Source organism: Pseudomonas putida (assembly GCF_001941965.1).
In the GTDB taxonomy this organism is placed as follows: Bacteria; Pseudomonadota; Gammaproteobacteria; order Pseudomonadales; family Pseudomonadaceae; genus Aquipseudomonas; species Aquipseudomonas putida_L.
Map to the genome: position 1 here is coordinate 59,859 of NZ_MKZO01000030.1, position 10,164 is coordinate 70,022.

A 10,164-nucleotide genomic window follows, 5' to 3' on the forward strand; every position below is an offset into this window, starting at 1 on the left:
CCCGTTAATCCCTGGTCGCGCCGGCGTTGCGCTAAAACGCACAGCGGTTGAGTGAAATCTCTCGTTTTCATCTCGAAAGTAATCAACAACACTGACCAAAGACAAGAATAAAAATCAGGCGCGAGGTTTGAAATGCCATCAGCCGATCTGTCCTACGACTACGTCATCGTCGGTGCCGGCCCTGCCGGTTGCCTGCTGGCCAACCGGCTGTCTGCCGACCCTGGATGCCGCGTCGCCCTGCTCGAAGCCGGTGGCCGCGACAACTACCCCTGGATTCATATTCCGGTGGGCTACCTCTACTGCATTGGCAATCCGCGCACCGACTGGTGCTTCAAGACCGAGAACCAGCCCGGCCTCAACGGTCGCAGCCTGGGTTATCCACGGGGCAAGGTGCTCGGTGGCTGCTCCTCCATCAACGGCATGATCTACATGCGTGGCCAGGCCGGTGACTACGATCGCTGGGCTGACGAAGGCAATGCCGGCTGGGCCTGGAAGGACGTACTGCCACTGTTCAAGGCCAGCGAACGGCACTACGCCGGCAGTGCGGAGCTGCATGGCGGCGACGGTGAGTGGCGGGTGGAACAGCAGCGCTATTCCTGGCCGATCCTCGATGCTTTCCGCGAGGCGGCGGCGCAGCAGGGCATCGCCAGCGTTGATGACTTCAACGGTGGCGACAACCAGGGTTGTGGATACTTTCAGGTCAACCAGAAAGCCGGGGTGCGCTGGAACGCTTCCAAGGCCTTCCTGCGGCCGATCGCCGACCGTCCCAACCTCGATGTGCTGACCGGTGTCGAAGTCGACCGGGTGATCCTCGAGAACGGCCGTGCCGCAGCAGTGCGGGGACGCCGGGAAGGCCAGTGGCAGCACTTCAAAGCCCGTCGCGAGATCCTCCTGTGCGCCGGCTCCGTGGGTTCGCCGGGCATCCTGCAGCGCTCCGGCATCGGCCCGCGGCCTTTGCTGGAACGCCTGGGCATTGGCGTGCAGCACGAGCTGCCAGGTGTCGGTGGCAACCTTCAGGACCATCTGCAACTGCGCTTGATCTACCAGGTGGATAACGTCCGTACCCTCAACCAGGTCGCCAACAGCCTGTTCGGCAAGATGGGCATGGGCCTGCGCTATCTCTACGACCGCAGCGGCCCGCTGGCGATGGCGCCGAGTCAGCTGGGTGCCTTCGTGCGCAGTGGCCCGGAACAGAGCTCGGCCAATCTCCAGTACCACGTCCAGCCGCTGTCGCTGGACCGCTTCGGCGAGCCGCTGCACCGCTTCGCCGCGTTCACCGCCTCGGTGTGTAACCTGCGCCCGGTCAGCCGCGGGCGTGTGGATATCCGCTCCGCCGATCCGTCCGTGGCGCCGCTGATCGATCCCAACTACCTCAGCGAAGCCGAAGACCTCAAGGTCGCCGCCCAAGCCATCCGGCTGACCCGCGCCATCGTCGGCTCCCCTGCCCTCGCGCCCTTCTCGCCCCGGGAGTACCTGCCCGGCGCAGCGGCCCATACCGAGGAAGAACTGCAAAAGGCCGCCGGCCAGATCGGCACAACCATCTTCCACCCGGCCGGCACCTGTCGCATGGGCTCGGGTCCGCTGGATGTGGTGGACGCCCAGCTACGCGTGCACGGTATCCCCGGCCTGCGGGTCGCCGATGCCTCGATCATGCCGAACATCGTGTCCGGCAATACCTGTTCCCCCACCCTGATGATCGCGGAGAAGGCCGCGCAACTCATCCGCCAGGGCCATGAGGCCAGCGGCAACCGCAGTGACCGAGCAACGATAACGACGCCCTGAGCCTTGCCCGGGCGGCGCGCAAGAGTGACACCGGCAGCAGTCGACCGGTGTCGACAGTGGACAACAACAATAATCACTGTGCCTCTCCACGGAGGGGCCGAGGACAGCACGATGTCGGACACCCTCCAGCAACAGGGCGCAACCGCGACGGCCAGCAGCCGTCGCGAAGAGCGCAAGATCATTTTCGCGTCATCCCTCGGGACGGTTTTCGAGTGGTATGACTTTTTTCTCTACGGGGCCCTGGCCGCGGTCATCAGCAAGCAGTTCTTCGCCGGAGTCAACGACACCACGGCGTTCATCTTCGCGCTGATGGCCTTTGCCGCGGGCTTCCTGGTCAGGCCCTTCGGCGCGCTGGTGTTCGGCCGCCTGGGCGACATGATCGGACGCAAGTACACCTTCCTGGTGACCATCATCCTCATGGGCCTGTCGACCTTCGCCGTCGGCCTGCTGCCCACCTACGCCAGCATCGGCATTGCCGCCCCGATCATCCTGGTGGTGCTGCGCATGCTCCAGGGCCTGGCACTGGGCGGTGAGTACGGTGGCGCGGCGACCTATGTGGCGGAACACGCGCCGCCTGGCAAGCGCGGCTTCCACACCGGCTTCATCCAGTCCACCGCGACCCTCGGCCTGCTGCTATCGCTGCTGGTGGTGCTGGGCAGCCGCTACATCAGCGGCGACCAGTTCGAGACCTGGGGCTGGCGCCTGCCGTTCCTGCTGTCCATCGTCCTGCTGGGGATCTCCACCTGGATCCGCATGAGCATGCACGAGTCGCCGGCCTTCGTGAAAATGAAGGCCCAGGGCAAGGTCAGCAAATCGCCGATCCGCGAGTCGTTCACCTCCTGGCCCAACCTCAAGGTGGTGCTGACCGCGCTGTTCAGCATCAACGCCGGGCAGGCGGTGACCTTCTACACCGCGCAGTTCTATGTGCTGTTCTTCATGACCCAGATGCTCAAGATGGACCCGGCCCAGGCCAACACCCTGCTGATCATCAGCGTGGTGATCGGTGCGCCGTTCTTCGTGTTCTTCGGCTGGCTGTCGGATCGAGTGGGGCGCAAGCCGATCCTGATGATCGGCCTGCTGCTGGCGACCGTCCTGTACTTCCCGCTGTTCAAGGCGCTCAGTCATTACGCCAATCCGCAGATCGACGCTGCCAGCCGCCAGGCGCCCATCGTGGTGCTGGCCGACTCGGCCGGCTGCACCTTCCAGTTCGACCCTGTGGGTAAAGCGCGTTTCGACAGCCCGTGTGACAAGGTCAAGACCTTCCTGGTCAAGCAGGGCCTGCCGTACAGCTCGCAAGCGATGCCAGCTGGCAGCGCCGTGGCGGTGACTGTTGGCGATCAGCGCATCGAAGGCTTCGACGAAGCAGCCATGCGAGCTGCCATCGACAAGGCCGGTTACCCGGCCAAGGCCGACGCTGCCAACGTCAACCAGCCAATGGTGGTGCTGCTGATCGTGGTGATGATCCTGATCGCCACCATGACCTACGGCCCGCTGGCGGCGGTGATGGTCGAGCTGTTCCCGACCCGTATCCGCTACACCTCGATGTCCCTGCCCTATCAGGGGTGCCCGCAGAATTCGGAAAAAATCGTACGCTAAGGTTTTCCGGGCAATCGTAGCGGCCTGAACTTCCCGACCTCCAGCCTGCGGCTCTGCCGCCAGACGTAATCGCCAGTCAGGTTGATGTGCTCCCAGCCCAGCGGCAACAGGTATTGCAGCAGCTCGCCGCCCACCGACTTGCCTCGACCAGCCCCAAGTGATGCGCTCCAGATACATCGTGTTCCATAGCACGATGGCCGTCACCAAGTTTGGGCTTCTGGCTCTGTAGCGCTGCGGCTCGAAGTTCCGATCCTGATTTTTCCTAAAACTGGACACTAGCTATTGTCTTTGAACAACGTCGATACGGTACGGGCAACATGGTCTGCACCGTCACTGATTTCACGCATAATAGTTGTTACAGTTGCGATCTGATCGTTGTTTTCTTCGGCGCTTCTAGCGATGCTGTTCATATCTATATTCAGTTGCTGAGTAAGCTTTCCGTTAGCAGTTACCACATTCTGGATTTCCACGGTGGCACTGCTAGTTCGAGCTGCCAACTGACGAACCTCGTCGGCTACTACAGCAAAGCCTCGGCCCATTTCACCCGCTCGGGCAGCTTCAATTGCGGCGTTAAGTGCTAGTAAGTTAGTTTGTTCTGCCACGCCTTGGATGGTGGTAACAATTTTCTCGATATCTTTAGCCTGAGCATTTAGCTGTGTAATCAAAATAACCGCACCGTTTATTAAATTAAGTGTGCTCTGAGATAATTCAATTGAACTAGCAAGGGACTCCATGCCCCGCACGGAAATTTGAGATGTCTCCTCGGCGGTGGTGAAGGAAAGCTCTGCGGCTTGACGGATTTCATCAGCCTTATGCTTCTGCGAGCTGACGTCGGTGGCAAATTTTAACACTTTCACAACCTGGCCGGCTTCATCAACGACGGGGTTGTAGGTGGCCTCAAGATAGATGGTCTCTCCCGATGCGGTCTTGCGCTCAAATTGCCCGCTGAAAAAAGTTCCTCCCTTTAAACTCTGCCAAAAATTTGTATTTTCTTGATAAAAATTATCGAAACAGAACATTCGGTGGTGTCGACCCTTGATATCGCTGAGGCGATAACCCATAGCACGGAGGAAATTCTCATTTGCATGCAGAATGTCACCGTTAGGTGTGAACTCGATCTCCGCCATCGAGCGGGAGATGGCTGCATGGACGGCTCTTAGTGAGAGTAACTCGTTTTCTCTCTGAGTGACATCTGAGCCAATCTTAATGATTTCAATAACTTTTCCATCTTGATTTTGAACTGGAATATAAGTAGCCTCAATCAATATTAAGTTACCGTCTTTGCGCAGCCGCCTAAATAAACCTGATAGAGGATGGCCGTCAGCCAATTTCTGCCAGAAGCGCGAATAATCAGCTGTGCTAGCATAATTCTTTTCGCAGAAAATTCTGTGGTGCTGCCCTGCTATTTCTTCGAGTTTGTAACCAAGCATCTCTAGAAAGATATTGCTCGCATAGATTACGCTCCCGTCTGGCCTGAATCTGATTTCCGCGACATTTCGATTTATTGAATCAAGCTGCCACTGTAGTTCTGAGAGCTTATTTTCTGTGTCCAGCAGTTGTTTGTTTTTATTGAAAAACATAATCATTACCTTTGTGCAAATAAAATAATACTTGGGGCCTAATTTATACTGTATCGGTTAGCGCAACCGCTTCTTGAGAGCATAGCTCTTTATAGTTGGTAAATTAGCGATTTGCAGCCATGTGTCATATTGAGCTATACCCTAACTGGATGTCAGGAATGGCCACGCTGCGCCGTCAGAATAGAGTCTGCTTTCACATTCTTTGACACATGCTTGCCAAGGTCATAGATTCCAACCTGACAAATTCAAGGCTTAGGGCGCAATGGAACCAAAAACCAACGTAAGCCCTACCGCCCATCCAGCCTATGGAGGCATCTTGCAGGGACAACGCATCGGTTACGTTCGGGTCAGCAGTTACGACCAGAACCCGGAACGCCAACTTGAGCAGGTCGAGATCGGCAAGCTGTTCACCGACAAGGCCTCGGGCAAGGACACCCAGCGCCCGCAGCTGGAAGCCATGCTCGGATTCGTCCGCGAAGGCGATACCGTGGTGGTGCACAGCATGGATCGCCTGGCGCGCAACCTCGACGATCTGCGCCGTCTGGTGCAAAGGCTGACCAAGCGCGGCGTGCGCATCGAGTTCTTGAAGGAGGGGTTGGTGTTCACCGGCGAGGACTCGCCCATGGCCAACCTCATGTTGTCGGTCATGGGGGCCTTTGCCGAGTTCGAGCGCGCCCTGATCCGCGAGCGGCAGCGCGAGGGCATCGCCCTGGCCAAGCAGCGCGGTGCTTACCGGGGCCGCAAGAAAGCTCTCTCCGACGATCAAGCCATCACGTTGCGGCAGCGGGCCGCTGCCGGCGAGCCGAAGGCTCAGCTCGCACGCGAGTTCGGCATCAGCCGTGAAACCCTCTACCAGTACCTTCGCACGGACGACTGAACCATGCCGCGTCGCTCGATTCTCTCGGCTACGGAGCGCGACACCCTGCTTGCGCTGCCAGAAAGCCAGGATGACCTGATCCGCTACTACACCTTCAACGACTCCGACCTGTCCCTGATCCGTCAACGGCGGGGCGATGGCAACCGCCTCGGCTTCGCCGTGCAGCTCTGCCTGCTGCGCTACCCTGGTTATGCGCTGGGCAACGACACGGCGCTACCCGAGCCCGTGATCCAGTGGGTGGCCAAGCAAGTCCAAGCCGACCCCGCGAGTTGGGCGAAGTACGGTGAGCGCGACGTGACCCGCCGCGAGCACGCTCTGGAACTGCGCACCTACCTGCAACTGGCCCCGTTCGGTCTGTCGGACTTCCGCGCCCTGGTGCGCGAGTTGACCGAGCTGGCCCAGCAGACCGACAAGGGCTTGCTGCTGGCCGGGCAGGCGCTGGAGAGCTTGCGGCAGAAGCGGCGCATCCTGCCGACGCTGAGCGTTATTGACCGGGCGTGTTCGGAGGCCATTGCACGCGCCAATCGGCGGGTCTATCGCGCCCTGGTCGAGCCGTTGAACCCATCGCATCACGCCAAGCTCGACGAACTGCTCACCATTAAGGCCGGCAGCAACAGCACTTGGTTGACCTGGTTGCGGCAATCACCGCTGAAGCCGAACTCGCGGCACATGATCGAGCACATCGAGCGGCTGAAGATTTTCCAACTGGTGGGCCTTCCCGACAGCCTCGGCCGGCACATCCACCAGAACCGATTGCTGAAGCTCGCCCGCGAGGGCGGGCAGATGACGCCACAAGACCTCGGCAAGTTCGAACCGGAGAGGCGCTATGCCACGCTGGTCGCCGTGGTACTGGAAAGCACCGCGACCGTGATCGATGAACTGGTTGATCTGCACGACCGCATCCTGGTCAAGCTGTTCAGTGGCGCGAAACACAAGCATCAGCAGCAGTTCCAGAAGCAGGGCAAAGCGATCAATGACAAGGTGCGCCTGTACTCGAAGATCGGCCAGGCCCTGCTGGACGCTAAAGAGTCCGGTGACGATCCGTTCGCCGCCATCGAGGCGGTCATTCCCTGGGACGAGTTCACCCAGAGTGTCACTGAGGCCGAGCTGCTGGCCCGGCCGGAAGCCTTCGACCACCTGCACCTGGTCAGCGAGAACTTCGCTACGCTACGCCGCTACACCCCAGCCTTTCTGGAGGTGCTTCAGCTCCGAGCCGCGACGGCAGCGCAAGCCGTGCTGGATGCCGTTCAGACCCTACGCGAGATGAATGCCGATAATCTGCGCAAGGTGCCCTCCGACGCACCGACCGCCTTCATCAAGCCGCGCTGGAAACCGCTGGTGATCACCCCGGAAGGCATCGACCGGCGCTTCTACGAAATCTGCGCCTTGTCCGAGTTGAAGAACGCGCTGCGCTCCGGCGACATCTGGGTCAAAGGCTCGCGGCAGTTCCGCGACTTCGATGACTACCTACTGCCTCCCGAGAAATTCGCCGCACTCAAGCGGGAACAGGCGCTGCCACTCGCGATCAACCCGAACAGCGACCAGTACCTGGAAGAGCGTTTGCAGCTGCTGGACGAGCAGCTGGCCACTGTCACCCGACTGGCAAAGGACAACGAACTACCCGATGCCATCCTCACCGAGTCCGGGCTAAAAATCACCCCGCTGGATTCCGCGGTGCCCAACACCGCGCAGGCGCTGATCGACCAGACCAGCCAGCTACTGCCGCGCATCAAGATCACCGAGCTGCTGATGGATGTGGATGAATGGACGGGCTTCACCCGCCACTTCACGCACCTGAAGGATGGCGCACAGGCGAAAGACCGGACGCTACTGCTAACGGCGATCCTGGGCGATGCCATCAACCTCGGCCTGACCAAAATGGCCGAGTCGAGTCCGGGCATGACCTACGCCAAGCTGTCCTGGTTGCAAGCCTGGCACATCCGTGACGAAACCTACTCGACGGCCCTGGCCGAGCTGGTCAACAGCCAGTTCCGGCATGCCTTCGCCGCCAACTGGGGTGACGGCACCACCTCATCCTCCGATGGCCAGCGTTTCCGTGCCGGCGGTAAAGGCGAGAGCACCGGCCACGTCAACCCGAAGTACGGTAGCGAGCCAGGACGGCTGTTCTACACCCACATCTCTGACCAGTACGCGCCGTTCAGCACCCGCGTGGTGAATGTAGGCGTGCGTGATTCCACCTACGTGCTCGACGGTCTGCTGTACCACGAGTCCGATCTGCGGATCGAGGAGCACTACACCGACACGGCTGGCTTCACCGATCACGTCTTCGCCCTGATGCACCTGCTGGGCTTCCGCTTCGCGCCGCGCATCCGCGACCTCGGTGAAACCAAGTTGTATGTGCCCAATAGCGTCCAAGACTACCCGACGCTGCGTCCAATGCTCGGCGGAACCCTGAACATCAAGCACGTCTGCGCTCACTGGGACGAGATTCTGCGGCTGGCCGCGTCGATCAAGCAGGGCACCGTCACCGCATCGCTGATGCTGCGCAAGCTTGGCAGCTACCCGCGCCAGAACGGCCTGGCCGTGGCTCTGCGCGAGCTGGGTCGGATCGAGCGCACGCTGTTCATCCTCGATTGGCTGCAAAGCGTGGAACTGCGTCGCCGCGTGCATGCCGGATTGAACAAGGGCGAGGCGCGTAACTCCCTGGCCAGGGCGGTGTTCTTCAACCGCCTCGGCGAGATCAGGGATCGGAGTTTCGAGCAGCAGCGCTACCGGGCCAGCGGCCTCAACCTGGTGACGGCCGCCATCGTGTTGTGGAACACCGTGTACTTGGAGCGCGCGACCCAGGCCCGAGAAGAGGCAGGCAAGCCAGTTAATCCTGAGTTACTGCAATACCTTTCGCCATTGGGCTGGGAGCACATCAACCTGACCGGCGATTACGTTTGGCGGCAAAGCCGCAAGCTGGAAGACGGGAAATTCAGGCCGCTGCGGCAGCTCGGAAAACCTTAGCGTACGATTTTTTCCGAGTTCTGCGGGCTCCCCAAGAACAGCTACGCGATCTACCTTAAGACAAAAAATGCCACTCGGGCGCATCCCGCCCCTACTTCAGGGACTTTCACTTGCTTCTCGCTCTGTCACTCACAGCATCGGCACGCCCATGACGCATGGTATCCAGGCCTCATAATTTTCCCATATAACCTTCTTGTCTTTTGCGCACCCAGAAAGACTCGAGGCTTTAACTGGACAGATGAGCCCTCGAGGGTAGTGTTCACCTGATTGGCTTTCTCATATCTGATGTTGATTCGCACAGTGTGCCAACCAGGTGATAGTTTCAAAAAACCTGCGCTTCAGAGCGAATTAGACGATCTTCGATAAGAGCGATCCGCCTCAAAATCCAAAACATCTAACATTGTCCTAGAGCCATATTTGTACCTAGTACTATGGCGCTCCCATTAACACATTTGATGATGCACAGAAAACTTAGCTCATGATAGCTTTCAGCTAACAGCTATTCGGAAGCCCGAAAGGATTCAACCGTTTAAGCGTGAACCGTCGATTATAAATACTTTCGTAAGTTAGCTTTAAAGGACGCTTTTAGTCCTTGTAAATACGCATTACGACTCCACAGCTACCAAATCCATACGGCGCCAGCAACCATTAAAACACCCGACACTACTAAAACAATAGTAGAGGCGCGATTGCTGCCTTTCAAAGTATGACCAACACCCACATCCATAACTAGGTGTCGAATTCCGGCTACGAGATGATAAATAAATGAAGAGTATACCAACCAGAAACTAACTTTGCCGAAAGGTGAAGAAAAAATCTCCTTGACTTCATTAAAACCCTTTTCTGACTCCAACGATTTGCTCAGCATATACAGTATCAGTCCCAGAAAAATAAAGAGCATAATTCCTGAAATCCGGTGCAGAATCGATGTAAGCGCCGTGAGAGGAAGCTGAATGGTTCGAATATCAAGATTAACCGGCCGCTTTTTATTCATTTTGACTCCAGTCAACAATTCTAGTGGGGGATTTCAGTTTTCGATCTCATTCATCATAGCAGCTGTAACTAAGGCTGGCGGCGACAATAATGGAGATATTCGGGGCTTACGTTGCATTTTGAGGTCGCAAGTGCATGTGCGTAAATTGAAGCAAATTGCAAGGTTATGCCCAATAGGTAGCTAGCTTATTAATTTAACAAAAGTGACGTGTGTCGTTCTGCAGGGCATGCTGTTCCCCCAATGTCATCAACCTAAGCTGCAGCCCTGCCCAAGGCAAGCCCCCCGAAGCAGCCAGCCGCCATGGCCGTCGGGCGATGACCAGGCCTCTGCCGCTCAATCAGGCGGTCTAGCTGGGCTGGCGGTGA

The 10,164-nt window shown here is 58.4% G+C and carries 5 protein-coding genes and 3 pseudogenes; 4 read left to right on the forward strand and 4 right to left on the reverse strand.

Annotated elements, in window-relative coordinates; all coding sequences use genetic code 11:
- Positions 1–132 precede the first annotated feature (132 nt).
- Both PSEMO_RS17960 and PSEMO_RS17965 read left to right on the forward strand, forming a co-directional pair.
- Complete coding sequence (locus tag PSEMO_RS17960; RefSeq protein ID WP_075804324.1) at positions 133–1,782, forward strand: GMC family oxidoreductase; 1,650 nt, start codon at positions 133–135, stop codon at positions 1,780–1,782.
- 111 nt (positions 1,783–1,893) lie between these two features.
- Positions 1,894–3,339: pseudogene (locus tag PSEMO_RS17965) on the forward strand (MFS transporter); the annotation flags it as partial.
- Positions 3,340–3,374: 35 nt separating this feature from the next.
- On the opposite strand, the pseudogene PSEMO_RS17970 reads toward PSEMO_RS17965, so the two are convergent.
- From PSEMO_RS17970 to PSEMO_RS34325, 3 genes and pseudogenes are all read right to left on the reverse strand, one after another.
- Positions 3,375–3,633: pseudogene (locus PSEMO_RS17970) on the reverse strand (Tn3 family transposase); the annotation flags it as partial.
- A 20-nt stretch (positions 3,634–3,653) separates the two neighbouring features.
- Positions 3,654–4,112, reverse strand: coding sequence for a methyl-accepting chemotaxis protein (locus tag PSEMO_RS34320; RefSeq protein WP_255260238.1), 459 nt, complete (start codon positions 4,110–4,112; stop codon positions 3,654–3,656).
- Between the two features lie 87 nt (positions 4,113–4,199).
- Positions 4,200–4,964, reverse strand: a pseudogene (locus PSEMO_RS34325) (PAS domain-containing protein); the annotation flags it as partial.
- A gap of 310 nt (positions 4,965–5,274) precedes the next feature.
- On the opposite strand from PSEMO_RS34325, the gene PSEMO_RS17980 reads away from it, so the two are divergent.
- Both PSEMO_RS17980 and PSEMO_RS17985 read left to right on the forward strand, forming a co-directional pair.
- The gene (locus PSEMO_RS17980; RefSeq protein WP_003117272.1) at positions 5,275–5,835 is read left to right on the forward strand and encodes a recombinase family protein; all 561 of its coding nucleotides are present in this window, start codon (positions 5,275–5,277) and stop codon (positions 5,833–5,835) included.
- Positions 5,836–5,838: 3 nt separating this feature from the next.
- Positions 5,839–8,805: a Tn3-like element ISPa40 family transposase gene (locus PSEMO_RS17985; protein WP_016486919.1), complete on the forward strand. Its 2,967-nt coding sequence runs from the start codon at positions 5,839–5,841 to the stop codon at positions 8,803–8,805.
- Positions 8,806–9,424: 619 nt separating this feature from the next.
- On the opposite strand, the gene sdhC is transcribed toward PSEMO_RS17985, so the two are convergent.
- Positions 9,425–9,799, reverse strand: a complete 375-nt coding sequence (gene sdhC, locus PSEMO_RS17990) for a succinate dehydrogenase, cytochrome b556 subunit (RefSeq protein WP_005005993.1) — start codon at positions 9,797–9,799, stop codon at positions 9,425–9,427.
- Between the last annotated feature and the right edge of the window lie 365 nt (positions 9,800–10,164).

Excerpts from the sequence above, each read along its gene's own strand:
- PSEMO_RS17960 (WP_075804324.1), top strand. The coding sequence starts at position 133 with ATGCCATCAGCCGATCTGTCCTACGACTACGTCATCGTCGGTGCCGGC.
- PSEMO_RS34320 (WP_255260238.1), bottom strand. The coding sequence starts at position 4,112 with ATGGAGTCCCTTGCTAGTTCAATTGAATTATCTCAGAGCACACTTAAT.
- PSEMO_RS17985 (WP_016486919.1), top strand. The coding sequence starts at position 5,839 with ATGCCGCGTCGCTCGATTCTCTCGGCTACGGAGCGCGACACCCTGCTT.
- sdhC (WP_005005993.1), bottom strand. The coding sequence starts at position 9,799 with ATGAATAAAAAGCGGCCGGTTAATCTTGATATTCGAACCATTCAGCTT.